22 protein-coding genes are annotated in these 25084 nt (G+C 75.9%); 10 read left to right on the top strand and 12 right to left on the bottom strand.

Annotation, left to right across the window (positions count from 1 at the left end; genetic code table 11):
- Positions 1 to 48: 48 nt before the first annotated feature.
- Positions 49 to 474, bottom strand: a complete 426-nt coding sequence (locus ACI6QG_RS12655; protein WP_407024928.1) for a DUF4189 domain-containing protein — start codon at positions 472 to 474, stop codon at positions 49 to 51.
- Entirely contained in the window at positions 444 to 2183 is a 1740-nt protein-coding gene (locus ACI6QG_RS12650; protein WP_407024927.1) for a glycosyltransferase, read from the bottom strand. Before ACI6QG_RS12650 ends, ACI6QG_RS12655 begins: the two co-directional genes overlap by 31 nt.
- 47 nt (positions 2184 to 2230) lie before the next feature.
- Between ACI6QG_RS12650 and ACI6QG_RS12645 the strand changes: the two genes are divergently transcribed.
- The 5 genes from ACI6QG_RS12645 (at position 2231) to ACI6QG_RS12625 (ending at position 6532) form a co-directional block, all read left to right on the top strand.
- Positions 2231 to 3550: a glycosyltransferase family 4 protein gene (locus ACI6QG_RS12645; RefSeq protein WP_407024926.1), complete on the top strand. Its 1320-nt coding sequence runs from the start codon at positions 2231 to 2233 to the stop codon at positions 3548 to 3550.
- Positions 3547 to 4011, top strand: coding sequence for a hypothetical protein (locus ACI6QG_RS12640; RefSeq protein ID WP_407024925.1), 465 nt, complete (start codon positions 3547 to 3549; stop codon positions 4009 to 4011). Before ACI6QG_RS12645 ends, ACI6QG_RS12640 begins: the two co-directional genes overlap by 4 nt.
- Before the next feature lie 233 nt (positions 4012 to 4244).
- On the top strand, positions 4245 to 5006 hold the full coding sequence (locus ACI6QG_RS12635) for a (Fe-S)-binding protein (protein ID WP_407024924.1): 762 nt from the start codon (positions 4245 to 4247) through the stop codon (positions 5004 to 5006).
- On the top strand, positions 5003 to 5701 hold the full coding sequence (locus tag ACI6QG_RS12630; protein ID WP_407024923.1) for a 2OG-Fe dioxygenase family protein: 699 nt from the start codon (positions 5003 to 5005) through the stop codon (positions 5699 to 5701). The genes ACI6QG_RS12635 and ACI6QG_RS12630 overlap by 4 nt, the downstream gene beginning before the upstream one ends.
- A 114-nt stretch (positions 5702 to 5815) precedes the next feature.
- On the top strand, positions 5816 to 6532 hold the full coding sequence (locus tag ACI6QG_RS12625; RefSeq protein WP_407024922.1) for a phosphatase PAP2 family protein: 717 nt from the start codon (positions 5816 to 5818) through the stop codon (positions 6530 to 6532).
- Positions 6533 to 6562: 30 nt separating this feature from the next.
- Here ACI6QG_RS12625 and ACI6QG_RS12620 read toward each other — a convergent pair whose 3' ends face one another.
- Positions 6563 to 7237, bottom strand: a complete 675-nt coding sequence (locus tag ACI6QG_RS12620; protein ID WP_407024921.1) for a Tim44/TimA family putative adaptor protein — start codon at positions 7235 to 7237, stop codon at positions 6563 to 6565.
- A 102-nt stretch (positions 7238 to 7339) separates the two neighbouring features.
- Here ACI6QG_RS12620 and ACI6QG_RS12615 point away from each other — a divergent pair, with 102 nt between their 5' ends.
- Entirely contained in the window at positions 7340 to 7897 is a 558-nt protein-coding gene (locus ACI6QG_RS12615) for a histidine phosphatase family protein (RefSeq protein ID WP_407024920.1), read from the top strand.
- On the opposite strand, the gene ACI6QG_RS12610 is transcribed toward ACI6QG_RS12615, so the two are convergent.
- Genes ACI6QG_RS12610 through hpxZ form a run of 4 tightly spaced genes read right to left on the bottom strand, consistent with a single transcriptional unit; the run spans position 7878 to position 10067 of the window.
- Positions 7878 to 8303 (bottom strand): DUF1810 domain-containing protein, encoded by a 426-nt coding sequence (locus ACI6QG_RS12610; RefSeq protein WP_407024919.1) that lies wholly within the window; start codon positions 8301 to 8303, stop codon positions 7878 to 7880. The two genes, ACI6QG_RS12615 and ACI6QG_RS12610, sit on opposite strands and share 20 nt — an antisense overlap.
- The gene (locus tag ACI6QG_RS12605; RefSeq protein ID WP_407024918.1) at positions 8290 to 9174 is read right to left on the bottom strand and encodes an NAD(P)-dependent oxidoreductase; all 885 of its coding nucleotides are present in this window, start codon (positions 9172 to 9174) and stop codon (positions 8290 to 8292) included. Before ACI6QG_RS12605 ends, ACI6QG_RS12610 begins: the two co-directional genes overlap by 14 nt.
- Positions 9175 to 9179: 5 nt before the next feature.
- Positions 9180 to 9635, bottom strand: coding sequence for a carboxymuconolactone decarboxylase family protein (locus tag ACI6QG_RS12600; protein WP_407024917.1), 456 nt, complete (start codon positions 9633 to 9635; stop codon positions 9180 to 9182).
- A 57-nt stretch (positions 9636 to 9692) separates the two neighbouring features.
- Positions 9693 to 10067, bottom strand: a complete 375-nt coding sequence (hpxZ, locus tag ACI6QG_RS12595) for an oxalurate catabolism protein HpxZ (RefSeq protein WP_407024916.1) — start codon at positions 10065 to 10067, stop codon at positions 9693 to 9695.
- 46 nt (positions 10068 to 10113) lie between these two features.
- Here hpxZ and ACI6QG_RS12590 point away from each other — a divergent pair, with 46 nt between their 5' ends.
- Positions 10114 to 11697: a lysine--tRNA ligase gene (locus ACI6QG_RS12590; RefSeq protein ID WP_407024931.1), complete on the top strand. Its 1584-nt coding sequence runs from the start codon at positions 10114 to 10116 to the stop codon at positions 11695 to 11697.
- Between the two features lies 1 nt (position 11698).
- A complete protein-coding gene (locus tag ACI6QG_RS12585) occupies positions 11699 to 13582 on the top strand; it encodes a lysylphosphatidylglycerol synthase domain-containing protein (RefSeq protein WP_407024915.1) in 1884 nt (627 codons plus the stop codon).
- Here the strand turns inward: ACI6QG_RS12585 and ACI6QG_RS12580 are convergent.
- On the bottom strand, positions 13567 to 14061 hold the full coding sequence (locus ACI6QG_RS12580) for a GNAT family N-acetyltransferase (protein WP_407024914.1): 495 nt from the start codon (positions 14059 to 14061) through the stop codon (positions 13567 to 13569). The genes ACI6QG_RS12585 and ACI6QG_RS12580 overlap by 16 nt on opposite strands.
- Complete coding sequence (locus tag ACI6QG_RS12575; RefSeq protein ID WP_407024913.1) at positions 14058 to 14261, bottom strand: hypothetical protein; 204 nt, start codon at positions 14259 to 14261, stop codon at positions 14058 to 14060. Before ACI6QG_RS12575 ends, ACI6QG_RS12580 begins: the two co-directional genes overlap by 4 nt.
- Before the next feature lie 28 nt (positions 14262 to 14289).
- On the opposite strand from ACI6QG_RS12575, the gene ACI6QG_RS12570 reads away from it, so the two are divergent.
- Complete coding sequence (locus ACI6QG_RS12570; protein WP_407024912.1) at positions 14290 to 14874, top strand: helix-turn-helix domain-containing protein; 585 nt, start codon at positions 14290 to 14292, stop codon at positions 14872 to 14874.
- 66 nt (positions 14875 to 14940) lie between these two features.
- On the opposite strand, the gene ACI6QG_RS12565 is transcribed toward ACI6QG_RS12570, so the two are convergent.
- Complete coding sequence (locus tag ACI6QG_RS12565; RefSeq protein ID WP_407024911.1) at positions 14941 to 18042, bottom strand: efflux RND transporter permease subunit; 3102 nt, start codon at positions 18040 to 18042, stop codon at positions 14941 to 14943.
- A gap of 4 nt (positions 18043 to 18046) precedes the next feature.
- Positions 18047 to 19150 (bottom strand): efflux RND transporter periplasmic adaptor subunit, encoded by a 1104-nt coding sequence (locus ACI6QG_RS12560; protein WP_407024910.1) that lies wholly within the window; start codon positions 19148 to 19150, stop codon positions 18047 to 18049.
- Between the two features lie 163 nt (positions 19151 to 19313).
- Between ACI6QG_RS12560 and ACI6QG_RS12555 the strand changes: the two genes are divergently transcribed.
- Positions 19314 to 24332, top strand: a complete 5019-nt coding sequence (locus ACI6QG_RS12555; protein WP_407024909.1) for an alpha-2-macroglobulin family protein — start codon at positions 19314 to 19316, stop codon at positions 24330 to 24332.
- Here ACI6QG_RS12555 and ACI6QG_RS12550 read toward each other — a convergent pair.
- Positions 24316 to 25074 (bottom strand): SDR family NAD(P)-dependent oxidoreductase, encoded by a 759-nt coding sequence (locus ACI6QG_RS12550; RefSeq protein ID WP_407024908.1) that lies wholly within the window; start codon positions 25072 to 25074, stop codon positions 24316 to 24318. The two genes, ACI6QG_RS12555 and ACI6QG_RS12550, sit on opposite strands and share 17 nt — an antisense overlap.
- Positions 25075 to 25084: the final 10 nt, after the last annotated feature.

Here is a 25084-nt window from a genome sequence, read left to right as displayed (position 1 = left end):
CGGTTTTCCGCCGCCGCACAGCGGCGACGGAAAACCGCGGCGGGGAACTCACATCAGGGAAACACACGCCGCGAAGGCCACCACGCAGGAGGCGCCGCGGTCACGCTCCCGGCACTGGCCCAGCGCCTCGCGCTCGGCGGCGTCGCGCGTCGGCGCGGTGGCGGCGGTGCGGACGGAGACGGGAACCTCCGCCGTGAAGGGCAGGCCGCGGATCAGCCGGGCGTCGCGCCCGCCATGCGCCACCGCGCCGCAGCCGGCGGTGACGCGCAGCGCCTCCCGGCAATTGGCGCCGCGGGCGGCGACGCGGCATTCGGTTTCCGCCGCCGCCAGCCCGCCCGGCGACAGGTCCCGCCCCACCACCAGGGCCGAGGCCGGGGTCTGCGCGGCGAACACCGCGAAGGGCCGCGCCTCCTGCGCCGCAGCCGGGCAGGCCAGCAGCAGGGTCAGGGCGGCGGCGCGGGCAGGACGTGGCATCGCTCGGGTTCCATGATCTCGTGCGGGTGGGGGGCGTGGCGGGCGTCGCACAGGCGCAGGGCGCGCAGCCGCGCCACCAGGCGGCGGGGGTCGTCGGCGATGGGGGCGGCGGCGCCGTCGGCGCCGAATTCCACCGCGTCCTCGCCGGGCGGCAGGTCCACCACCAGCAGCCGCGCTTCCGAGGCGCCCATGGGCACCGCCAGGGCGCGGCCGCCGGCGCGCAGGTGCAGCGTCACGGCGGCGGGGGGCGACTCGAACTCCAGGAACAGCCGGCGCGTGCCGCCGCCGGGCAGGGCGGGCACGCGCAGCCGGGCCGGGTGGCCGCCGGGCGGCGGGCGCAACAGCCAGCAGCCGCCCGGCTCCAGCCCGCCCCAGCCGTCGCCGGCGCGCAGCAGCAGCGGCAGCAGGCTCCCCGGCGGCGGCAGGCCGCGCGCGTCCGGCGCGGGCGAGACCATCAGGTGGCGGTCCAGCGGCAGCGGCATCCGCGCCACCGGCGGCGGCAGGGCGGGGGCCCCGGCCAGCAGGTCGCGCGCCAGCCCCTCGGCCACGGCGCGCCAGGGGCGCAGCCGGGCGCGCGGCAGGCGCTCCGCCTCCAGCGCGCGGCGGCGGGCGGGGTCGGCCACCAGCGTCCAGGCCAGGGCGGCCAGCGCCTCCGCCTCGCCGGGGGGGAAGTAGAGCGCCGCCTCGCCCCCCGCCTCGCGCAGGGAGGAATGGTCGGGCGCCAGCACCAGCTTGCCGAAGGCCAGCGCCTCCGTCACCGGCAGGCCCCAGCCTTCCTCGAAGGAGTTGAACACGCTGAACAGGCAGGCGCGGTACAGCGCGGCCAGCGCGCCGTCGCCCAGGCCGGCGCGCCAGTGGACCTTGCGCGCCAGTTCCGGCACCTGCCGCAGCAGGCGCAGGGCGGCCTCGGCGCCGAAGCCCTCGCGCCCCACCAGCACCAGGTCGGGCACCGCGGCCTCGCCGTGGCGGCGCAGCAGCGCCTTCCAGGCGCGCAGCAGCGTGGCGTGGTCCTTGCGCGATTCCAGGGTGGAGACGCACAGCACGAAGGGCCGGCCATCGGCCAGCGGCGGCGGCAGCGCGCCAGGGGGCGCGGCGGGGAACGGCGCGTCCATCGGCATGGCGGCCACCGGCAGCTCCAGCCCCGGCAGGAAGCGGCGCTGCCAGCGGGTGAACTCCGCCGCCGAATGGCGGGACACCGCGGCCACCCGGTCGGCCGCCAGGCACAGCGTGCCGAACAGCCAGCCGAAGTCGCGCAGGGTGGGCAGGGGCACGTGCTCGGGCGCCGAGAGCGGGATGGCGTCGTGGAACAGCACGCACAGCAGCGCGCCCGCCTCCTGCCAGGGCAGCAGGCGCAGCAGGTCGTCCGGGCGCTGCGGGGCGGGGTGTAGGATGCGGTCGCCCGCGCCGATGCGTGGGGCGGGCGCGGCCAGCAGCGCGGCCTCCAGCGCGGCGCGGGCCTGCAGGAAGTCCGGCGCCTGGGCGTCGCCGCCGGCGCGCGCGGCGTCCAGCAGGGCGCGCAGCGGGGCGGCGGGCACCTCGCGCAGGCCCGGCGCGGCGTCGGGGAAGGCCACGGGGGCCAGCAGGGCGGGCGGCGCCAGCGCGGCCTCCAGCAGCGCCATCTGCACCCGCGCCATGCCCATGGGCGCGCGGTGGGTGCCGAAGAAGCCCAGCAGCGCCGACAGGTCGAGGAAGAGGCGCGCGCCGTCCATCGGCGCCAGCCTTGCCGCATCGGGCCGGGGCGGGCAAGTTGGGAAGGATGCTCGACGGACGGCGGATCTGGCTCGACGGCTTTCCGCTGTCGCACCCCATGGGCACCGGCATCTCCACCTACGCGCGCGGCTTCGCGCGGGACCTCGCGGCCATCGGCGCGCGGCCCGGCGTGCTGCTGGGCCGCATCCTGCCCGAGCGCGCCGACGCGGCGGAGCGCGAGGTGCGCCTGTTCGACGCCGGCGCCCCGGCGAACCGCCCGCTGGCGTGGCGGCTGTGGCGCATGGCCACCGAGCCGCGCGGCGCCCAGGCGCGGCCGGTGCCGGAAGGCGTGGTGGACCGCGCCACCGCGCCGGCCGGGGCCATCCGCCACTTCACCCCCGGCAGCCTGCCGCGCGGGGCGGAGCTGTGGAACGCGCCGGACATCTTCGGGCGGTCCTGGCTGCACCTGGCGCTGACCGGGCGCTTCCTGCCGGTGCGGGTGCGCGGGCCGGCCCCGGCGGCGATGCACTGGATGCAGCCGCACCCGCTGGCGGTGCCCGGCGTGCCCAACATCCACACCCTGCACGACCTGATCCCGCTGCGCCTGCCCTGGTCCAACACCGACCACAAGCGGCTGTGGCTGCGCACCGTGCGCGGCATCGCCCGCCACGCCGACCACATCCTGGCCGTGAGCGAGCACACGCGGCGCGAGGCCATCTCCCTGCTCGGCGTGGCGGAGGAGCGCATCACCACCACCTGGCAGGCCATCCCGCCGCCGCTGCCGATGGCGGGGGGCGGGCTGGGGCTGGCGCGGCTGCGGCAGGCCCTGGGGCTGGAGCCCGGGGGCTACTGGCTGTTCCTGTCCACGGTGGAGCCGCGCAAGAACATCCCCCGCCTGCTGGACGCCTACTACGCCTCCGGCAGCGCGCGGCCGCTGGTGATCGTCGGCCAGAAGGGCCTGTTCCACGAGGAGCAGCTGCGCCTGCTGACGGAGGCGGGCGGCACCCGCACCCCGGACGGCATGGTGCGCCACCTGGGCTACCTGCCGCGGCTGGACGTGGACACCCTGCTGCGCCACGCCCGCGCCCTGCTGTTCCCCTCGCTGCACGAGGGGTTCGGCCTGCCGGTGGCGGAGGCGATGCAGCTGGGCACGCCGGTGCTGGCCTCCACCACCTCCTCCCTGCCCGAGGTGGCGGGCGACGCCGCCCTGCTGGTGGACCCCACCGACACCCGCGCCATCGCCGAGGGCATCCGCGCGCTGGACGCGGACGACGCGCTGCGCGGCCGGCTGGGCGCCGCCGGCCCGACCCAGGCGGCGACCTTCAGCCCGGAGCGCCACCAGGCGCGGCTGCTGGCGGTGCACCGCCGCCTGGGGCTGGCCGGGTGACGCCCACCGCCGCCCTGCTGCTGCACGGCACGGACGCCGAGGTGGTGGAGCGCCTGTTCCTGGGCCTGCTGGGCCGCTTCCCGGACGAGATGGCCTTCCACCACTTCCTGCCCCGCCTCGCCGAGCACGGCCGCGCCGGGGCGCTGACGGAGGTGCTGGGCTCGGAGGAGGCGCGCGGCCGCGGCGCCACGCTGCGCGAGGCCGGCCCCTGCACCGCCGCCGAGGCCGCCGCCGCCCTGGCCGCCTGGCGCTGCGCCGCCCTGCGCGCCGAGATCGCGGCCCTGCGGGAGCGCCCGGCCGGCCCGGGCCCGGAGGTGTGGGCGGAGGTGGCGGCGCTGCACGCGGCGCTGGAGGCGCTGCGGGCCGAATGCCGGGAACGGCTGGCGGCGCTGGAGGAGGCGCGCGGCCTGCGCGCGGCGCTGCGCCGCTGGCGGGGGCAAAAAGAAGCCCGGCCGGAGTGAACCGGCCGGGCCTCGCCCCCTGCGGGGCAGTCTGGCGGCGGCTTGCCGGGAAATGGCCGCCGCCTGATGCCGCCCGCCCCTGCCCAGGATGGGCGGTGGGGCGACGGCGGGGATGCTGCGGCCCGGGACGTGAACCCAGGGTCACGCGCGCATGAACATCCTGACATGCGGCGGCGGAGGATTCGCCGGGGCGGCGATTTCGCCGGAACCCGTCGTGCTCTAGATTGGCCGCCATGAAGCCGCGCGTCGCCCTGTTCGTCACCTGCCTGGTGGACCTGCACCGCCCCGTCGTGGGCTGGAGCGCGGTGAAGCTGCTGGAGGAGGCCGGCTGCACGGTGGAGGTGCCGGCGGCGCAGACCTGCTGCGGCCAGCCGGCCTACAACAGCGGCGACCGCCGCACCGCCCAGCGGATCGCGCGCGACGTCGTCGCGGCCTTCGGCGGCTACGACCACGTGGTGGCGCCCTCGGGCTCCTGCGCCGCGATGATCGCGCACCACTTCCCCGCCCTGCTGGCCGACGACCCGCACTGGAAGCCGCGCGCCCAGGCCCTGGCCGGGCGCACGCACGAGCTGACCGCCTTCCTGGTGGACGTGCTGGGGGTGCGCCACGTGCCGGCCCGCTACGAGGGCGTGGTGACCTACCATGATTCCTGCTCCGGCCTGCGGGAGCTGGGGGTGAAGGCGCAGCCGCGCCGCCTGCTGGACGGCGTGGCCGGCCTGGCGGTGAAGGAGATGCGCGAGCCGGAGATCTGCTGCGGCTTCGGCGGCACCTTCTGCGTGAAGTATCCCGACATCTCCACCCGCATGGTCAGCGACAAGGCGGCGGACGTGGCGGCGACGGGCGCGGACACCCTGCTGGCCGGCGACATGGGCTGCCTGCTGAACATGGCCGGCCGCCTGTCGCGCGAGGGCAGCGCGGTGAAGGTGCGCCACGTGGCCGAGGTGCTGGCCGGGCTGACGGAGGACGCGCCGCCCATCGGCGCCGCCGCGCCGTGACCCTGGCGGCGCGGGTGCGGCAGGCGGGCTTCGCCCGGCTGCGGCCGGCGGAGGCCCAGGCCGCCATCGGGCTGGACGCCGCCGCCCTGGCCGGCTGGGCCGCGAGCTGGGACCGGCTGGAGACGGACGGCTTCATGGCCGATGGCGGGCGCTACCGCCGCCGCCGCCTGGCCAACTTCGCCGCGCTGCCCGGCGTGCCGGGCCACCTGCGCGGCCTGCACCGGCCACATTTCCAGGCTACGGTGCACAACAGCCTGAACGGCGGCGTGGACCGCTGGTTCGCCCCGGTTGAGGATGCGGTGGCCGCCCACCCGGCCACGCGGGCGCTGCTGGCGCTGGGCCACGGCGTCGCCGCCGCGCTGCGCCCGGCCACGCCCTTCTTCGCCGAGATGCACCAGTTCCGCATCGAGGCCGCCCCCGGCGCGCCCGGCCTGCCGACGCCCGAAGGGGTGCACCAGGACGGCGTGGACTGCGTGCTGATCGCCATGGTGGCCCGCACCAACCTGCGCGGCGGCGAGACGCTGGTGACCGACGCGGCGCGCGGCGAACTGGCGCGCTTCACCCTGGACGGGCTGCTGGACCTGGCGGTGATGGATGACCGCCGGGTGATGCACGGCGTGACGCCGGTGGAACCGGCCGACCCGGCGCTGCCGAGCCGCCGCGACGTGCTGGTGCTGACCTGGAAGGCGTGCTGAGCCGCGCCCATCCGCCGGCGACCGCCATGTGACGAATGCGTTGCCGAATCACGACGATCCGTCTTGGCACCATCCCAGCCGAAGGAATATGAATAAGCAAATAGTGCGGTGGCGATGGGCGGGCTGGACAACGAAATCCTGCTGTTCCTGAACAGGCAGGTCGGGCGCGAATGGATCGTGGACCGCGTCCTGCTCGAGGCCATCCGTTCCTCGCTGATCAAGCTGGGCCTGCCGGTCGCGTTGCTGTGGTGGGCCTGGGGCCGGCGCGGCTTCCCGGCCGTGGCCCTGCCGGCGCTGCGGGCGATCGTCGCGACGGTGGCCGCGGTCGGCCTGGCCCGGGCGTTGCAGAACCTGCTGCCGCCGCGCGTCCGGCCCCTGCACGACCCGGAGATCATCGCCGCCGGCTTCCGGCTGTCCCCTGGGCTGGACCCCCACACCCTGCGCGACTGGGGAAGCTTTCCCAGCGACCATGCCGTGCTGGCCTTCGTGCTGGCGACCTCCGTCTTCCTCGTGCATCGCCGTGCCGGCCTGTTCGCGCTGGCCTGGGCGCTGGTGGTGGTCTGCCTGCCGCGGGTGTATTTCGGCTTGCACTACCCGTCGGACATTCTGGGCGGCGCGATGATCGGGGCCGCGATCGCGGTGCTGGCCTCGGGTGCCCGCCTGCCGCGCCGCCTGACACAGGGCGTGGAGACCGCGGCGCGGCTGCATCCGGGGGTGCTGTACGGGGTGCTGTTCCTGGCGACCTTCCAGGCGGCCACCCTGTTCGCCGACGCACGCGGCCTGGTGGACACCAGCCGCGCGGCCCTGGCCTCGCTGCTGCAGCAACCATGAGGCGGCGGCGCGGGCGCCGGCCGCCGCAGGTCACACGCTGCGCGTCGCCACCAGCTTCCAGGCCGGGTCGCCGCTGGAAACGTCGCGCTGGAAGGTCCACACGTCCACCACCTCGGTGATGGCGTCCGAGCCGGCGACGATGGCGCCGTCGCGGCCGGTGGTCATGTTCACCTGATCGGAGGTGAAGCGCACCGTCACCTCGGCGGTGTGGCCGCGCAGGTCGGCGCCCTCGATCGCCATCTCGTGCATGTGGCGGATCTCGGTGCGCTGGCTCTCGCCCGCGTTCTCGCGCGCGGAGATGGCGCCCTCGAAGCCGGCATAGGTGGCGTCGTCCAGCAGGGCGCGCAGGGTCTGGCGGTCGCCCTGGGCGAAGGCGGCGACGATCATGCGGAAGGCGCCCTCCGCGCCGTCCAGGAAGGCGTCGGGCGTGAAGCTGCGGTCGGCCGCGGCGATGCGCGACAGCGCCTGCCCCACCGGGCCGCGCGCGTCGGGGATGGCGCGGCGCGCGCCGTCGCGGCGGGCGGGCATCACCTCCTCCTGCACGCCCTCGGCGCGGGCGGTGCGCGCCTCGGCGCCGGGCACGCCGGGCGCCTGGGGCGGGCGCTCGAATCCGGTGCGCTTGCCGAGCACGGAGCGCAGCCGCAGCACCAGGAACGCCGCCACCATGGCGAAGAGGATCAGGTCAATCGGGAAACCGCCCTGCATCGGGACCTCCGGGAAGACCCCTACTTAGGCACGGCATGGCAGGGGCGCAATGTTCGCGCGCCGATGCTGGACAGCGGGCACAGGGGCCCCCAGCTTGCGCGCATGATCCTGCTGCGCCACGGACAGAGCGAGTTCAACCTCCACTTCACGCGGACGCGGAAGGACCCCGGCATCAAGGACCCCGCCCTGACCCCGCTGGGCCACCAGCAGGCGGAGGAAGCGGCGGCGGCGCTGGCCGGGCGGGACATCCGGCGCATCATCGCCTCCCCCTACACCCGCGCCATCCAGACGGCGCTGCCGGCTGCCCGCCGCCTGGGCGTGCCGCTGACCATCACGCCGACGGTGCGGGAGCGCTACGCCTTCACCTGCGACGTCGGCTCCCCGCTCAGCCGGCTGCGCGCCAGCTTCCCCGGGCTGGACTTCCCCGCCCTGGGGGAGATGTGGTGGCCGGCGGTGGAGGAGCCCGCCGAGCAGGTGGAGGCCCGCGCCCGCCTGTTCCGCGCCGAGATGGCGGCGCTGGACGACTGGGCGCACACGCTGGTCGTCTCCCACTGGGGCTTCATCCTGGCCTTCACCGGGCAGAGCGTGAACAACGGCCAGATGCTGGAGGTGAACCCCACCGAGGATCACCCGGCGGAGATCATCTGGAAGCACCACTGAGCGTCAGCGGGTCGCCAGCGCCGCCGAAGAAGCGCGCCAGGATGGCGGGGAACACCGCCTCCCCCGGCGCGGCCAGGGCGAAGAGGGTGGCGCAGGAGCGCAGCTTCAGGTCGTCCGGGGTGCCCATGATGGCGGTGGCGTCCGCCCCGGGCGCGGCCAGCACCAGCCCGGCATGGTGGGCCAGCCGCGGCCCCAGCACCGGGTGCGCCCAGAACTCCCGCGCCTCCGCCACGTCGGCCAGGCCGTAGAAGCGCGCCGTCTCGCTGCGGCCCAGGGCGCGCAGCTGCGGGAAGATGAACCACATCCAGTGCGTGCGCTTGCGCCCCGCCCGCAGCTCCGCCTCCACCGCCGCCAGCACCGCCGGCGCCTGGGCGGCGAGGAAGCGGCCCAGGTCAGTTGGAGGCAAGGACCTGCCGCGCCAGCGCCTCGCTGAACTTGGCGACCGCCGTGTGGTCCTCGCCCGGGCCGAGGTGGCTCGACGCGCTGGCCCACAGCTCCCGGCACAGGGCGGCGAAGGGGGTGGGGACGCCATTCTCGCGCCCCACGTCGAGCGCGATGCCCAGGTCCTTCACCATCAGCTCCAGCCCGAAGCCGCTGTCGAAGCGGCGGCTCAGCACGAACTGCCGGAACTTCTTCTGGGTGGAGTTGTTCATGCCGGTGGAGGCGTTCAGCACGTCCACCATCTTGCCCGGCTCCAGCCCGAATTTCTGGCCGATCAGCAGCGCCTCGATGCCGATCAGGAAGCCGGCGGCGGAGGAGAGGTTGTTCAGCGCCTTCATCGCCTGCCCGGCGCCCACCGGGCCGCAGCGATGGAGCGAGGTGCCCATGGCGCGCAGGATGGGCTCGGCGGCGTCCATGTCGGCCTCCGCCCCGCCCAGCATGATCGCCAGCTCGCCCGTTCTCGCGCGGGAGACGCCGCCGGACACCGGGGCGTCCACCACCCGCACCCCGCGCCCGGCCAGCATCGCCGCGATCTCGGCGGTGCGGGACGGGTTGCCGGAGGTGAGGTCCACGAACAGCGCGCCCGGCGCCAGCACCGGCGCCACCTGCTCCGCCACCACCGCCACTTCCCTGGAGGTGGGCAGGATGCACAGGAAGGCCTCGGCGTCGCGCGCCGCCTCGGCGGGGCTGGCGGCGGCGGCCCCGCCGGTTTCGGCCGCCCAGGCGGCGGCGCGCCCGGCCGAGAGGTCGCAGGCGGTGACGGCGTGGCCCGCCTTCACCAGGTTGGCGGCCATGGGCCAGCCCATGTTGCCGATGCCGGCGAAGGCGAGGCGCATGGCGGTCACTTCTTCTTCTTGCCCTTGTCCTTCCTCGGCGCATCCGGCGCCGGCGCGGCGGCGGCGGCCGGGATGATGGCGCCCTCGGCCAACAGCACCTCATGCGCCGCCTTGAAGGCGTCCAGCGCCGCCGGGATGCCGCAATAGGCCGAGGCGTGGGACAGCGTGGCCTTGATCTCGTCCACGGAAACGCCGTTGTTCAGCGCGCCCTTCACGTGCAGCTTCACCTCGGGGATCTTGCCCATGGCGGTGAGCATGGCGAGGTTGATGATGGAGCGCGTCTTGCGGTCCAGCGTCGGGTCGCCCCAGGCCATGCCCCAGGCCCAGGAGGTGGTGATGCGCTGGAAGGCCATCATGAAGTCGTCGGCCCTGGCCAGCGAGCCATCCACGTAGTCGGCGCCGAGCACCTCGCGGCGGATCGGCAGGCCCTTCTGGAACAGCGCCTCGTCTTCACCCTGCATGGTTCGTTTCCTCTTCCGGAATCCTGTGCCGCACCGTTGCGCGCGCCGCAGGGCCGGTCAATCCATCCAGGAGACGTGGGCGGCCACCACGCGCCAGCCCTCGGGCATGCGCACCCAGGTCTGCGACTGGCGGCCCAGCCGCGCCTGCCCCTCGCGGGTGAAGGTTGTGTTGGCCACGGCGAAATCCCGGCCGAAGCTGTGGATCTCCGTGCGCCCGAGCGTGCGCGCCAGGCCCTTGGAGGGGCGCGACGCGCGGAAGGCCGCCAGCTCCTCCCAGCCATGCAGCACCTCGGTGGCGCCGTAGCGCAGCACCCGCGGGTCGCGCCAGAACAGCGCGTCCAGCGTGGCGACGTCGTTGGTGACCAGCGCCGTCTCGTAGCGTTCGAAGGCGGCCGTGACCTCGGCCACCACCGCGGGGATGTCGGTTTCCATGGGCACGAGATTGACCCGGGCGGGGGGCGATGGCACCTCCCCCGGCATGGCGGATTTCGAGAGCATCCCCCTCTGGCCCTTCGCGGAGGCGCGCAAGCTGCGCGACCGCCTCCAGGCGCAGGGCAAAGGCGAGGCGCTGTTCGAGACCGGCTACGGCCCCTCGGGCCTGCCGCACATCGGCACCTTCGGGGAGGTGGCGCGCACCTCCTGGGTGCGGCGCGCCTTCACGGCGTTGACCGGCCTGCCCTCCCGACTGCTGGCCTTCAGCGACGACATGGACGGGCTGCGCAAGGTGCCCGACAACGTGCCCAACCCCGAGGTGCTGCGCCCGCACCTGGGCAAGCCGCTGACCGAGGTGCCCGACCCCTTCGGCACCCATGACAGCTTCGGCCGCCACAACAACGCCCGGCTGCGCGCCTTCCTGGACGCCTTCGGCTTCGATTACGAATTCGCCTCCTCCACCGACGTCTACCGCTCCGGCGCCTTCGACGCCGCGCTGCTGCGGATGGCCGAGGTGCACGAGGAGGTGCGGCAGGTGATCCTGCCCACCCTGGGCGCCGAGCGCCGCGCCACCTACTCGCCCTTCCTGCCGGTGCATCCCGTCAGCCGCATCGTCATGCAGGTGCCGATGGAGGAGGTGCGCGCCGACGGCACGCTGGTCTGGACGGACGAGGACGGCAAGCGCTGGGAGACCCCGGTCACCGGCGGCCATTGCAAGGCGCAGTGGAAGGCCGACTGGGCGCTGCGCTGGTACGCGCTGGGCGTGGACTACGAGATGTCGGGCAAGGACCTGATCGACAGCGTGAAGCTCAGCAGCGCCATCTGCCGCGTGCTGGGCAAGGAGCCGCCGGTCACCTTCACCTACGAGATGTTCAACGACGAGCTCGGCCAGAAGATCAGCAAGAGCAAGGGCAACGGGCTGAGCATCGAGGAGTGGCTGGATTACGGCCCGCCGGAATCGCTCGCCTGGTTCATGTTCGCCTCGCCCGGCTCGGCCAAGCGGCTGCACAAGGGCGTGATCCCGCGGGCGGTGGATGACTGGCTGGCCGGCACCGCCAAGGTGGCGGACCCCGCCAGCCCGGCCTGGTTCATCCACCCCGACGGCGCGGCGCCGCAGCCGCCGCCGGTCTCCTTCGCCACGCTGCTGAACCTCGCCGGCATCGCCAACACCGACGACCCGGCGAAGCTCTGGGCCTATGTGGCCAAGTACCTGCCCGGCGCGACGCCGGAGAACCAGCCGCTGCTGGACAAGCTGGTGCGCCACGCCTGCGCCTTCTGGCGCGACTTCATCGCCCCCGCCCGCGCCTTCCGCGCGCCCACACCCGACGAGCGGGAGGGGCTGGCGCGCCTCGCCGCCCTGCTGCGCGAGCGCGAGGTGGAGTTCCTGGCCATGCCGCCGGGCCCGGACAAGGAAAGGGCCTTGCAGGACGTGGTCTATGACGCCGGCCGCTTCGGCCCCTTCCTGACGAAGAACAAGGATGGCAGCGACGGCGTCGGCCGCGCCTGGTTCCAGGCGCTGTACGAGGTGCTGCTGGGCAAGAGCGAGGGCCCGCGCTTCGGCGGCACGGTCGCGGTGACGGGGGTGGAGGAGACGGTGCGGCTCATCGAAGCCGCCCTCGCGCGGGATTGACGTGGCGCGCTGGCTGCCCCTGCTGAAGCGCCATGGGCCGACGGTGTTCGGCCTGCTGCTGCTGGTCGGCGCCGTCTGGGTGGTGCAGCGGGAGTTCCGCAACCTGTCGGTGGCGCAGGTGACGGCGGCGATGGAGGCCATCCCGGCCTCCGCCCTGTGGTGGGGCGCCGGGCTGACGGTGCTGGCCTATGCGGTGCTGGGCCTCTACGACTGGCTGGGCGCGCGCTACGCCGGCAAGCCATCCTCCTTCGGCCGGGCGCTGCTGGCCTCCTTCTGCGGCTACGCGCTGGCGCACAATTTGGGCTTCGCGGCGGTGTCGGGCGCCGCCGTGCGCTTCCGGCTGTATTCCGCCTGGGGCTACACCCCGGTCGAGATCGGCAAGGTCATCGGCTTCACCTCACTCACCTTCGGGCTGGGCGGCATGGCGCTGGGCGGCGCGGTGCTGGCCTTCGAGCCCGACGTGCTGCCCTTCAACGACCTGCTGCCGCGCTGGGCCTTCCAGGCGCTGTCGCTGCCGCTGTTCGGCATCGTGCTGGCCTACATCCTGGTGTCGCGCTTCCGCCGCTCGGTGCGGCTGTGGGGGCATGAGGTGGAGCTGCCCTCCACGCCGCTGGCCTTCGCGCAGGTGGCGCTGGCGACGGTGGACGTGGCGGTGACGGCGGCGATCTTCTTCGTGCTGCTGCCGCCCTCCGAGGGGCTGACCTTCCTGAAGTTCGTCGGCATCTACCTCGCCGCCTACGCCGCCGGCATCGCGGCCTCCGTGCCCGGCGGCCTGGGGGTGTTCGACGGCGCCATCATGATCGGCCTGTCGCCCTACCTGGGCACGGCGGAGGTGGTGGGGGCGCTGCTGGTGTTCCGGCTGTTCTACTACATCGTGCCGCTGTTCATCTCCGGCTTCCTGTTCGCGGGGTTCGAGCTGGGGCAGCGCCGCGGCGCCTTCTCGGCCCTGGGCCGCGGCGCCATGCCGCTGGAGGTGCCGGCGCTGGCCGGGCTGGTGGCGCTGGGCGGCGGGCTGCTGGTGTTCCTGGGCGCGCTGCCGGTGCGCCCTTCCGTGCTGGTGGAATGGGCGGGGACCGAGGCCGCGGTGGCGTCGCAATTCGCCGCCTCCGTCGTCGGCTCGCTGCTGCTGGTGATGGCCTTCGGGCTGGCGCGGCGGCTGACCATCGCCTGGGGGGCCGCCATCTTCCTGCTGCTGAACGGCGCGCTGATCGCCCTGCTGCGCGAGGAAGCCTGGTGGGTGATCGGCGCCTTCCTGCTGGTGGCCGGCTTCCTGGCGACGATGCGCGGCGCCTTCTACCGCGACAGCCGGCTGCTGAGCGAACCGCTCTCGGCCACCATGGCGCTGCCGCTGGTGGCGGTGGGCTTCTGCGGCGTCACGCTGGCGCTGGTGGCCTATGCCGGCCGCGTGGCCGACGCCTTCTGGTGGGAGGTGCCCTTCTCCCGCCTCGCGCCCGCGCAGCTGCGCTTCACCGTGGGCGTCACCGCGCTGCTGCTGCTGCTGGGCGCCTTCCGCCTGCTGCGCCCGGTGCGCATCCGCCCCGCGCCCTATGACGCCGCCGCCGCCGCCGCCCTGCGCGCCGCGCACGGCAGCGCGCCCCATGCCGGCGACGCCGCCATCACCGGCGAGCGCGGCGAGGCCACGCTGGTGTTCACCCGCGGCGAGGCGGTGTGGGCCGCGCAGGGCGACCCGCTGGGGCCGCGGCGCGACGCCGTCTCGGCCATCTGGCGCTTCCGCGACCTGTGCGAGCGCAACGGCGTGCGCCCCGCCTTCCTGGACGTGGGCGAGGCGCATGCGCGCGTCTATGCCGACATCGGCCTGCAGCTGGTGCAGCAGGGCGGCCGCCGCGTGGCGGCGCATGAGGGCGACCTTCAGGCCATCCTGTAGAAGAAGGCCGCGCCCGCCAGCCCCGAGCCATCGGCGCGCATGGCGTAGCCGGGGATGACCCCGGCCAGCCGGTAGCCCATCGCCTCGTAGAGCGCGCGGGCCGGGCTGTCCGCCTCCGTGTCCAGCGTCAGCAGGGTGTGGCCCAGGGCGCGGGCCTTGGCCTCGGCGGCCCCCAGCAGGGCGCGCGCCAGGCCGCGGCGGCGGAAGCCGGGATGCACCAGCATCTTGGTGATGTCGGCGCGGTGGCGCTGGTTGGGCTGCGGGGCGGGTTCGAGGATGACGGTGCCGCGCACCACGCCCTCCACCCGCGCCACCAGCAGGTACCGCGCGCCGGGCGCGGCCAGCTTCGCGCGCCACCAGGCTTCGGCCTCGGCCACGGTGAAGGGCTGCAGGAAGTTCACGCTGGCCCCATCGGCGACGCAGGCGGCCAGGATTTCGGCCAGGGCCGGCTCGGGCGCGGTGATCTCCTCGATCGTCACAGGTAGCGGCCCCGCTCCATGATCTCCAGCGTGTAGTCGCGATGGCTCATGCCCAGCTCCTCGGCCCGCGCCAGCCTTCGCAGCACCACCTCGCGCCCCGGCTGCTTCCAGGCGCGGCGATGCGCCTGGCGCCAGCAGAACAGGCGCCAGGACCCGTCGGGATCCAGCGGGGGGCCGCCATTGTGTCCGGTGCTCGCCATGGGCGCAGGATTCCACTAAAGTGCGGATATGTCCATCATGATGAACGACGGCATGGACGCGCTGCTCGCCGCCCGCATCCGGCGGGAGCGCGAGGCGCGCGGCTGGAGCCTGGCGGAACTGGCCGCGCAGTCGGGGGTGTCGCGCGCCATGATCTCCAAGGTGGAGCGTGCGGAATCCTCGCCCACCGCGGCGCTGCTGGGGCGGCTCTCGGGCGCGCTGGGCCTCACCGTCTCCGCGCTGCTGGCGCGGGCGGAGGCCGATGGCGGGCCGGGCCGGGTGCTGCGCGCCGCCGAGCAGCCGCGCTGGACCGACCCCGGCACCGGCTACCTGCGCCGCGCCGTCTCGCCCCCCGGCGCCGAGCCCGAGCTGGTGGAGGTGGAGCTGCCGCCCGGCGCCCGCGTGCCCTATCCGGCCGAGAGCTACCGCTTCCTGCGCGGGCAGGTGCTGTGGGTGCGCAGCGGCCGGCTGGAGGTGGAGGAGGGCGAGGAACGCCACAGCCTGCGCGCCGGGGATTGCCTGGCCTATGACCTCTCGACGCCGCGCGATTGCGCCATGGAGAATCCCAGCGCCACGACGCCGTGCCGCTACGTGGTGGCGGTCGTCAGGCGGTAGGGCGCGATCCGCTCGCGCCCTCGACGTGCCGGACCCTGGTTCCGCCGAACGGAATCAGCGCCCCGGTCACTCCGCCGGCGCGCCCGGCGGCTGCTGGCCCACCGCGCCGCGCCCGCGCGACAGCTTGCGCGCCAGCCCCTCGAAGCCCAGGAACAGCACCGGCGTCACGAACAGCGTCAGCACCTGCGAGACGGCGAGGCCGCCGACCACCGCGATGCCCAGCGGCTGGCGCAGCTCGGCCGCCGCGCCCCAGCCGGCGGCGATAGGCACCGCGCCGGCGGCGGCGGCCAGCGTCGTCATCAGGATGGGGCGGAAGCGCACCACGCAGGCCTCGCGCACCGCCTGCAGGGGCGGCGCGCCCTGGCGCTGGCGGTGCAGCGCCACGTCCACGATCATGATGGCGTTCTTCTTCACCAGCCCGATCAGCAGCAGCACGCCGATCACCGCGATCACGCTCAGGTCCATGCCGAACAGCCACAGCGTGCCGAAGGCGCCGAGTGCCGCCGCCGGCAGGCCGGACAGGATGGTGAGCGGGTGGATGAAGCTCTCGTACAGCACGCCCAGCACCACGTACATGATCAGCACCGCGGCCAGCACCAGCCAGCCCTGCCCGGCCAGCGCCTGCTGGAACACCTGCGCCGAGCCGCTGAAGCCGGTCACCACCGTGGGCGGGATGCCCATCTCCTGCTCCACGGCGCGGATGGCGTTCACCGCGTCGCCCAGCGCCACGCCGGGCGCGGTGTTGAAGCCGATGGTGACGGCGGGAAGCTGCCCCTGGTGGCCCACCGTCAGCGGGCCGGAGCGCCGCTCGATGGTGGCCAGCGCCGAGAGCGGCACCAGCCGCCCGGTGTTGGCGCGCAGGTAGAGCTTGGCCAGCCCCGTCTCGTCGCGCTGGTCCTCCGGCAGCGCCTCCAGGATCACCGGGTAGGCGTTGGCCTGGCCGTAGATGGTGGAGATCTGCCGCGCCCCGAAGGCGGAGTAGAGCGCCTGCCGCACCTGGTCCACCGAGACGCCCAGGCTGGTGGCGCGGTCGCGGTCCACGTTGACCATCACCACCGGGCTGTCGAGCTGCAGGTCGGTGTTGACGTCCTGCAACTGCGGCAGCCGGGCCAGGCGCTGCTCCAGCCGCGGCGCCCAGTCGTACAGCTCGTCCAGCCGCAGCCCCTGCATGGTGTAGATGTAGAGGGTGCGCGCCTGCCGCGCCCCGAAGGAGATGTTCTGGATCGGCTGGATGAACACGCGCATCCCCGGCACGCCGCTGGCCTGGCGGCGCAGCTCCTGGATCACCTGCTCCACCGGCGGGCGGTCGCCGCGCTCCTTCAGCTCCACGAACAGCCGGCCCTGGTTGATGGAGGCCGAGCCGCCGGTGGCGCCGACGGAGGACACCACGGAGGTGACGTGCGGGCTGCGCTCGAAGATGCCGGCCACGCGCGCCTGCATCTCGCTCATCGCCAGGATGGAGGAGCCGCGCGGCCCCTCGGTGGAGACCTGCAGCAGCCCGGTGTCCTCGATGGGGAAGAAGCCCTTGGGCATCTTCACCGCCATCCACCCCGCGCCGACCACCGAGGCGACGAACAGCGCCCACACCACCAGCCGGAAGCGCAGCGACAGGTCGAGCATCCAGGCGTAGCCGCGCTCCACCGCCACGAAGCCGCGCTCCAGCGTGCGGTCCAGCCAGCCGGGCTGGCCGTGCCGCGCCGGCATGCGGCTGGCCATCAGCGGCGTCAGCGTCAGCGAGACCACCAGCGAGGCGATGACCGCGAGCGAGACGGTGGCGGCGAAGGCGTTGAACACCCGCCCCACCACGCCGCCCATCAGCAGGATGGGCAGGAACACCGCGATGAGCGACAGCGTGATGGAGAGCACGGTGAAGCCCACCTCCTTCGCGCCGCGGATGGCGGCCTCCAGCGGGCGCATCCCTTCCTCGACGTGGCGGACGATGGCTTCCAGCACCACGATGGCGTCGTCCACCACCAGCCCCACCGCGATGGTCAGGCCCAGCAGCGTCACGTTGTCGATGCCGTAGCCCAGCGCGTACATCAGCCCGAAGGTGACGCACAGGCTGATCGGCACCGCCACCGAGGGGATCAGCGTCGCCGTCACGCGGCGCAGGAACAGGAAGCACACCAGCACCACCAGCCCGATGGCGATGACCAGCGATTCCTGCACGTCGTGCACCGCCGCGCGGATGGACTTCGAGCGGTCGAGCATCACCCCCAGCCGCGCGCCGGGCGGCAGGGCGGACTGCATGGCGTCCAGGTTGCCCAGCACGCCGTCCACCACGTCCACCGTGTTGGCGTCGGGCTGGCGGAACACCGCCAGCACCAGGGCGCGCTGGCCGTCGCGCCAGGAGGCGACGCGCTCGTTCTGCACGCCGTCCGCCACCTCCGCGATCTCGCCCAGGCGCACCGGGGCGTTGGCCCGCCCGGCCACCACCAGGTTGGAGAAGGCCGCCGCGTCCTGCGGCTGGTCGTTGGCGCGCAGCGTCAGCTGCTGCTGGCGCCCGGTGAGCAGGCCGACGGGGGCGTTGCTGTTGGCGGCCTGGATGGCCTGGCCCACCGTGTCGAACGCCATGCCCATGGCGGCGATGCGGTCGGGGTCCAGGCGCACGCGCACGGAGAAGATCTGCTCGCCGAAGGTGGTCACCTGCGCCACGCCCGCCACGCGCGACAGCGCGGGCGCGATGATGGTGGAGGCGACGTCCTGCAAGCGGTACAGCGGCACGTCGCCGCCGCCCAGCGTCAGCAGCAGCACCGGCGCGTCCGCCGGGTTCACCTTGCGGTAGGAGGGCGGGATGGTCATGTCCACCGGCAGGCGCCGCTGCGCGCGCGTCAGCGCCGCCTGCACGTCCTGCGCCGCGCTGTCGATGTTGCGGCCCAGCTGGAACTGCAGCGTCAGGTTCAGCGTGTCCTGCCCCGACGTGCTGTTCATGCTTTCCAGCCCGGCGATGGTGGAGAACTCGCGCTCCAGCGGCAGGGCGACGGAGGTGGCCATCGTTTCCGGGCTGGCGCCGGGAAAGGAGGCGAAGACGGAGATGACGGGGAAGTCCACCCGCGGCACCGCGGCCACCGGCAGGCGGGTGTAGGCGACGATCCCCGCCGCGATGGCGGCCAGCGACAGCAGGATGGTCATCACCGGGCGGCGGATGCAGAGCTCGGAGACGTGCATGGCCTCAGCCCGCCTGGGAGACGCGCTGGGGCGCGGGCTGCGGGGCGCGCTCGGCGGCGCGGGCGCCGTCGGTCACGCGCTGGGCGCCGTCCACGATCACCTTCTCGCCGTCCGCCACCTCGCCGCGGACGATGGCGCGGTCGCGCAGGGTGCGCACCAGCGTCACGCCGCGCCGCCGCGCCGTGCCGTCGGGCGCCAGCACGAACAGGTAGCGGCCGTTCTGCCCGGCCTGCACGGCGGCGGCGGGCACGCTCACCGCGTTCTCCTCCGCCGCGGGGGACAGGGTGACGCGCACGTACTGCCCGGGCCACAGCGCCCCCGCGGGGTTGGCGAAGCGCGCGCGCAGCTGGATGGTGCCGGTCTGCACGTCCACCGCGCTGTCCACGAACACCAGCCGCCCCTCGCTGGTGGCCTGGCCGTCGCCGTCCGGGGTGGCGCGCACCGGCAGCGGCTCGGGCGCCGAGAGCGCGGCGCGCAGCTGCGGCAGCCAGCGCTCGGGCACGGCGAACTGCACCAGCACCGGGTCCATCTGGGTGATGGTTGCCAGCGGGGTGTTCTCCGCCGCGCGCACGAAGTTGCCCACGCGCAGCGGCAGGGCGCCCAGCTTGCCGTCCGCCTCCGCCACCAGCTGGGCGAATTCCAGGTTCAGCCGGGTCTGGGCGATCTGCGCCTCCATGGCGCGGGCGTTGGCCGCCGCCGCCTGGGCGTCGGCGGTGGCCTGCTCGAAGCGCTGCACCGCGGCGAAGCCCTCGCCGCGCAGCGACTGGTAGCGCACGGCGTCGGCCTGGGTGCGGGTGGCCTGGGCGCGCAGGGCGGCCAGTTGCGCCTCCTGCTGGGCCAGCAGCGCCTGGTTGATGCGGCTGTCCAGGGTGAACAGGCGGTCGCCGCGCCGCACCATCTGCCCCTCGGCCACGTGGACCTCGGTGATCTGGCCGTCCACGCGGGTGCGGACCGTCACCACCGATTCCGCCACCACCGTGCCGTTGGCCAGCACCTCGATGGGCACGCGGCCCACCCGCGCGGGCTCGGTCGTCACGGGGATGGCGCCCTGCTGCGCCAGGGCGGGCAGGGTGGTCAGCAGGGACAGCAGCAGGAACAGGCGGCGCATCGGCACTCCGGCAGGGCAGGCCGCCCGGGCGCGGGGCGCAGCGGGGGCGTCTGCACCATAGAAGGGGTGGCGCGGCGGGACGCCAAATGACAAGCCCTCCACGTTACCCTTCGTCACGGCGAAGCGGCTATGCTGGCGCCGGAGCTTGGGGAAGGGCGCGGCGATGCGGCGTTGGTGGGTGTTGGCCCTGTGCCTGCTGTGGCCGCTGGCCGCCGGCGCCTTCGACCTGCCCGGCCTGTCGCGCGACAGCCAGGGCTGGCGCGAGGGGCTGGAGCGCCGCTTCCCCGCCGGGGCCACGCCGCAGCAGCGCGCCGCCGCCGAGGCCCGCATCGCCGCCGCCGAGCGCCGCCCGGACGCCGCCGCCCTGGCCGCCGCGCTGGAGGAGCGGGTGGCGATGGGCGAGGCCAGCCCCGCGCAATGGCTGGCCCTGGCCCGCGCCCAGCTGCGCCGCACCCCGCCCGAGGCGCAGCGCGCCCTGCACGCCGCCTGGCAGAACTTCCTGGCGGTGCCCGGCGGCGAGGCGGAGATCCCTTCCCTGCTGGTCATCGCCGAGGCGCTGGCGCGGCTGGAGCGCCCGGCGCAGCAGATCGCCGCCCTGCAGGCGGTGGTGGAGCGCGCGCCGGGCAACCCCGGGCACGCCGAGGCCCTGGCCGCCGCCCGCCGCGCCGCCGGCGTGCTGCTGGCCCGCATCAACACCGAGCCCGAGAGCGAGCCCGCCCGCGCCTGCCTGGGCTTCACCGTGCCCCCCGCCCGCCGCGACGGCTGGACCCCCGCCGATTGGGTGCGCACCGAGCCGCCGCTGCCCGGCCTGGCGGTGACGCGGGAGGGCGAGCAGATCTGCCTCGCCGGGCTGCCGCACGGCGCGTCCACCCGGGTGGTGCTGCGCGCCGGCCTGCCGGGCGAGGACGGGCTGCGGCTGAACCGCGACACCGCCTTCAGCATCCGCATGCCCGACCGCGCGCCGCGCCTGGCGCTGGACGGGCGCGCCTTCCTGCTGCCGCGCGGCCAGCGCGCCCAGGTGCCGCTGGGGGTGGTGAACGTGGCCGCCGCGCGCCTGCAGGTGCTGCGGGTGACGGAGCGCGCCCTGGTGCCGCTGGGCCGCGAATGGCGCCTGGGCCAGGAGGCGCTGGAATCCTGGACCGCCGAATCCCTGGTGGAGCAATGGGGCCGCGAGGTGTGGTCCGGCGCGGTGGACATCCCGCGCGCGCCGGCCAACCAGCCGCAGCGCCTGGCCCTGCCGCTGCCGCCGGGGCTGGAGCAGCCGGGCCTCTACATCCTGCTGGTGCGCTCGGCCGATGGCGGGCGCGCCGTCACCGCCGCGCAGCCGGTGGTGGTGACGGACATCGCGCTGACGGCCTGGCGCGGGCCGGGCGGGCTGGCCGCCCAGGCGCGCCGCCTGTCCACCGCCCGCGCCGAGGCCGGGGTGCGGGTGGCGCTGCTGGCGCGCTCCAACGAGGTGCTGGCCGAGGCGCGCACCGACGCCGACGGGCTGGTGCGCTTCGCCGCCCCGCTGCTGCGCGGCGAGGGCGCGCAGGAGCCGGTGGCCCTGCACGCCGAGACGGCGCAGGAGCTGGTGCCGCTGGACCTGACGGCGGCCGCCTTCGACCTGTCCGACCGCGGCGCCGGGGGCCAGCCCCACCCCGGCCCGCTGGAGGCGCTGCTGTGGCTGGACCGCGGCATCTTCCGCCCCGGCGAGACGGTGCACGCCATGGCCCTGCTGCGCGACGCGGCGGGGCTGCCGCAGGACCTGCCGCTGCGCCTGCGCCTGCGCCGCCCCAACGGCCAGGTGGCGGCCGAGCACGTGCTGCGCGACGGCGGCCACTGGCCCATCGCCCTCCCCGCCGCCGCCCAGGCCGGCGCCTGGACGCTGGAGGCGCTGGCCGACCCGCAGCGCCCGCCCATCGGCAGCGTGGGCTTCCGGGTGGACAGCTTCGTGCCCGAGCGCCTGGCGGTGGAGGCCGGCCCCGCCCCCGGCCCGCTGCGCCCCGGCACGCCGCTGGACATCCCGGTTGCCGCGCGCTTCCTGTACGGCGCGCCCGGCTCCGGCCTCGCGGGCGGGGCGGAGCTGCGCCTGTCCACCTCCCGCACCATGGCGCGCCACCGCGGCGTGCTGTTCGGCCTGGAGGACGAGGACTTCGCCCCCGACCTGCTGACGGCGGAGCTGCCGGAAACCGATGGCGAGGGCCGCGCCACCCTGTCCCTGGCGCTGCCGCGCGCCCCGGACGTGACGCGCCCGCTGTCGGGCAGCCTGGCGGTGACGGTGCAGGAGCCCGGCGGCCGCGCCAGCACGGCGACGCTGGAGGTGCCGGTGGCCGCCCCGGCGCGCCTCATCGGCATCCGCGGCCCGCAGGCGGTGGATGCGGGGGCGGAGGCCGCCTTCGAGGTGCTGGCCACCGACGCCGCCGGGGAGCCGGTGGCCATGGCGCTGCGGCTGCGCCTGGTGCGGGAGCGGCCGGACTGGCGCATCGTGCTGCGCGGCGGCGCCGCGCGCTACGAGACGGTGTGGACGGACGAGGCGGTGGATGCCGCCGCCGCCCGCGCCGCGCCCGGCGCCCCGGCGCGCTTCGCCCGCACCCTGCCCTTCGGCCGCTACCGCCTGGAAGCGCGCGAGGAAGGCGGGCTGGCCATCGCCTCCCTGCGCTTCCGTGCCGGCTGGGTGGGCAGCGAGAGCGCGGAGGTGCCCGACAAGGTGGACGTGGCGGCCGACCGCGCCGCCTACGCCCCCGGCGCCACCGCCACGCTGCGCCTCTCGCCGCCCTTCGCCGGCATCGCCGCGGTGGCGGTGCTGACCGACCGCGTGGTGAGCCTGCGCGAGGTGGAGGTGCGCGCCGAGGGCACGGAGATCCAGGTGCCGGTGGACCCCGCCTGGGGCGCCGGCGCGCACGTCGCCGTCACCGTGCACCGCCCCGGCGAGCCCGCCCGCGCCCTGGGCCTGGCCTGGCTGGCGCTGGACCCGGCGCCGCGCCGGCTGGAGGTGGCCATCGAGGCCCCGGAGCGCGCCCGCCCGAACACCCGCCTCACCGTGCCGGTGCGGGTGGCCGGCGGCGAGGGCCCGGTGCGCCTGACCTTGGCGGCAGTGGACGAGGGCATCCTGCGCCTCACCCGCTTCCGCTCGCCCGACCCGCTGGCGCAGCTGATGGCCCGCCGCGCCCTGGGGGTGGACATCCGCGACGACTACGGCCGCCTGCTGGCCCCCACCGATGCCCCGGCGGCGGCGCTGCGCCAGGGCGGCGACGAGTTCGGCGCGCTGGGCGCCCTGCGCATCCCCCAGCGCAACGTCGCCCTGTTCTCCGGCGTGGTGGAGGCCGGGCCGGACGGGGTGGCGCAGGTGCCGCTGGACCTGCCGGACTTCGCGGGGGAGCTGCGGCTGATGGCGGTGGCGTGGTCCGGCCCCAGGCTGGGCGCCGCCTCCCGCGCCCTGGTGGTGCGCGACCCGGTGCTGGCCGAGGCGGTGCTGCCGCGCTTCCTGGCCCCGGGCGACGAGGCCGCGGTGCCGGTGCTGCTGCACAACCTGGAACTGCCGGCGGGCGAGGTGGCGGCCAGCGTCACGCTGGAAGGGCCGCTGGCCCTGGCCGGCCCGGCGCGGGTGGCGGCCACCCTGGCCACCGGCGCCCGCGCCCTGCCCAGCCTGGCCCTGCGCGCCACCGGCGTGGGGGAAGGCGTGCTGCGCCTGGCCATCGCCGGGCCGGCGGGCTTCAGCGCGACGCGGGAGGCGCGCATCACCGTGCGCCCCGCCCGCGCGCTGGGCAGCGTCGCCGCCGCGCTGGAGGTGGCGCCGGGCGCCGAGGCGCGGCTGGCGCCCGACACCGCGCGCTTCCTGCCCGGCACCTGGCGCGCCACCGCCCGGCTGGGCTCGCCCGTGCGCTACGACGCGCCGGGGATGCTGCGCGCCTTGGCGGAATATCCCTTCGCCTGCCTGGAGCAATCCTCCTCCCGCCTGCTGGCGCTGGCGGCGGCGACGGCGGAAGGCGCGCCGCAGCCGCTGATGCAGGGCGTGGTGGAGGCGGTGCTGGCCCGGCAGCGCTACGACGGCTCCTTCGGGATGTGGAGCGCGCAGGGCGAGCCGGAGTACTGGGCCGGCGCCTTCGCCACGGAGGCGCTGCTGCGCGCCCGCGCCGCCGGCGCCGCGGTGCCCGAGGCGGCGCTGGAGGCGGCGCTGGAGCACCTGTCGCAGGCGCTGGAGGACACCTCGGCCGACACGCCGGAGGAATGGGCCGCCCAGGCGGCGCGGCTGCACGCGCTGGCGCTGGCCGGCCGTCCCCGGCTGGGCGCGGCGCGGCGGCTGACGGAGGAGCTGGACAGCCTGCCCACCCCGCTGGCCCGCGCCCAGCTGGGCGCCGCCCTGGCCCGCGCGGGCGACGAGGCCCGCGCCCGCCGCGCCTTCGCCGCCGCCCTGGCCGCCCCGGCCCGGCGCGACTGGGCCTATGACTTCGGCTCGGCCGCGCGCGACGCCCTGGCGGTGGCCGCCCTGGCGCGCGAGGCCGGGCTGGACCTGCCCGCCGCCCGCGCCCGCCTGCCGGGGCCGGAGCTGACCCCGGCGCTGGCCTCCACCCAGGAGGCCGCCTGGGCGGTGCTGGCCGCGGCGGCGCTGGGCCAGGACGCCCGGCCGCCGCGCGCCACGCTGGACGGCGCCCCCGCCCCGCGCCGGCTCGACCTCGCCGGCCCCGCGACGCTGCGCAACGCCGGCGAGGCGCCGCTGCCCGTGCTGCTCTCCGTCACCGGCATCCCGGCCGAGGCGCCGCCGGCCGGGCGCAGCGGCATGACGGTGCGCCGCCGCTTCCTGGCGCTGGACGGCACGCCGCTGAACCTGGACGCGCTGCGCCAGGGCCAGGACTTCCTGCTGGTGCTGGAGGCCCGCGCCGAGACCGGCCAGCGCCACCTGGCGATGATCCAGCAGGGCCTGCCAGCGGGGTGGGAGGTGGTGGCGCGGCTGGGCCCCGGCGCCGCTCCCGGCTTCCCCGCCCTGGGCGAGCTGGGCGAGGCCGACGCCCTGCCGGCGCTGGACGACCGCCTGGCCGCCGCCGTCACCCTGACGCCGGAGGCGCGGGAGTTCCGGCTGGCGGCGCGGCTGCGCGCCGTCACCGCCGGCCGCTTCGAGCTGCCGGGCGCGGAGGTGGCGGACATGTACCGCCCCTCCACCTTCGCGCGGCAGGCGGCGGGGCGCGTCAGCGTGCTGCCGTGATGCGGAAGCGGTGCAGGCGCACCAGCCGGTCCGACAGGGGGGAGGGCAGCAGGGCCAGCAGCCGCAGCCCCGCCCCCAGCCAGCCGGGCACCACCACCCGGCCCCGGCCGCGCTCCACCCCGCGCCACAGCGCCGCGGCCATCGCCGCCGCGTCGCGCTCGCCGGGGTGGGCGCCGGTGAAGCGCGCGCTCATGGCGCTGCGGAAGAAGCCGGGCGCCAGCACGCTGACCCGCACCCCCTCCGGCGCCAGCCGGGCGCGCAGCCCCTCGCCCCAGGCCCAAAGCCCGGCCTTGGCGGCGCAGTAGGCCGGGCTGTCCGGCAGGCCGCGGAAGGCGGCGACGGAGCACACCAGCGCCACCTGCCCCGCCCGCCGGGCGCGGAAGGCGGGCAGCAGCGGCTCCACCGCGTTGATCGCCCCTTGCAGGTTCACCTCCAGGGTGCGGCGGGCGGCGGCCGGGTCCTCCAGCCCGCCATCCTCCGGCGTGCCGGAGGTGACGCCGGCATTGGCCACCACGTGCGTCACCGGCCGCGCCGCGTCCCAGCCGCGCAGCAGCCGGGCCAGCGCCGGGGCGTCCGTCACGTCGCAGGGGGCGTGCGCCACCTCCGCGCCGGCGGCGGCGCAGGCGCCGGCCACTTCGGCCAGGGCCGCGGCGTCGCGCCCCACCAGCCGCAGGGCGGTGCCCGGCCCGGCCAGGTGGAGCGCCAGCGCCGCCCCCAGCCCGCGCGAGGCGCCGGTGATCACCACGCAGCGC

This window comes from Sabulicella flocculans (genome assembly GCF_045449635.1).
Taxonomy (GTDB): Bacteria; Pseudomonadota; Alphaproteobacteria; order Acetobacterales; family Acetobacteraceae; genus Roseococcus.
Note: the sequence above shows the minus strand (reverse complement) of the source record. Positions and strands in the feature narration are given on the sequence as shown.

Excerpts from the sequence above, each read along its gene's own strand:
- ACI6QG_RS12565 (WP_407024911.1), bottom strand. The coding sequence starts at position 18,042 with ATGCACGTCTCCGAGCTCTGCATCCGCCGCCCGGTGATGACCATCCTG.
- ACI6QG_RS12560 (WP_407024910.1), bottom strand. The coding sequence starts at position 19,150 with ATGCGCCGCCTGTTCCTGCTGCTGTCCCTGCTGACCACCCTGCCCGCC.
- ACI6QG_RS12600 (WP_407024917.1), bottom strand. The coding sequence starts at position 9,635 with ATGCAGGGTGAAGACGAGGCGCTGTTCCAGAAGGGCCTGCCGATCCGC.
- hpxZ (WP_407024916.1), bottom strand. The coding sequence starts at position 10,067 with ATGGAAACCGACATCCCCGCGGTGGTGGCCGAGGTCACGGCCGCCTTC.
- ACI6QG_RS12655 (WP_407024928.1), bottom strand. The coding sequence starts at position 474 with ATGCCACGTCCTGCCCGCGCCGCCGCCCTGACCCTGCTGCTGGCCTGC.
- ACI6QG_RS12625 (WP_407024922.1), top strand. The coding sequence starts at position 5,816 with ATGGGCGGGCTGGACAACGAAATCCTGCTGTTCCTGAACAGGCAGGTC.
- ACI6QG_RS12575 (WP_407024913.1), bottom strand. The coding sequence starts at position 14,261 with ATGGCGAGCACCGGACACAATGGCGGCCCCCCGCTGGATCCCGACGGG.
- ACI6QG_RS12570 (WP_407024912.1), top strand. The coding sequence starts at position 14,290 with ATGTCCATCATGATGAACGACGGCATGGACGCGCTGCTCGCCGCCCGC.
- ACI6QG_RS12555 (WP_407024909.1), top strand. The coding sequence starts at position 19,314 with ATGCGGCGTTGGTGGGTGTTGGCCCTGTGCCTGCTGTGGCCGCTGGCC.
- ACI6QG_RS12650 (WP_407024927.1), bottom strand. The coding sequence starts at position 2,183 with ATGGACGGCGCGCGCCTCTTCCTCGACCTGTCGGCGCTGCTGGGCTTC.
- ACI6QG_RS12605 (WP_407024918.1), bottom strand. The coding sequence starts at position 9,174 with ATGCGCCTCGCCTTCGCCGGCATCGGCAACATGGGCTGGCCCATGGCC.
- ACI6QG_RS12635 (WP_407024924.1), top strand. The coding sequence starts at position 4,245 with ATGAAGCCGCGCGTCGCCCTGTTCGTCACCTGCCTGGTGGACCTGCAC.
- ACI6QG_RS12590 (WP_407024931.1), top strand. The coding sequence starts at position 10,114 with ATGGCGGATTTCGAGAGCATCCCCCTCTGGCCCTTCGCGGAGGCGCGC.
- ACI6QG_RS12620 (WP_407024921.1), bottom strand. The coding sequence starts at position 7,237 with ATGCAGGGCGGTTTCCCGATTGACCTGATCCTCTTCGCCATGGTGGCG.
- ACI6QG_RS12615 (WP_407024920.1), top strand. The coding sequence starts at position 7,340 with ATGATCCTGCTGCGCCACGGACAGAGCGAGTTCAACCTCCACTTCACG.
- ACI6QG_RS12645 (WP_407024926.1), top strand. The coding sequence starts at position 2,231 with ATGCTCGACGGACGGCGGATCTGGCTCGACGGCTTTCCGCTGTCGCAC.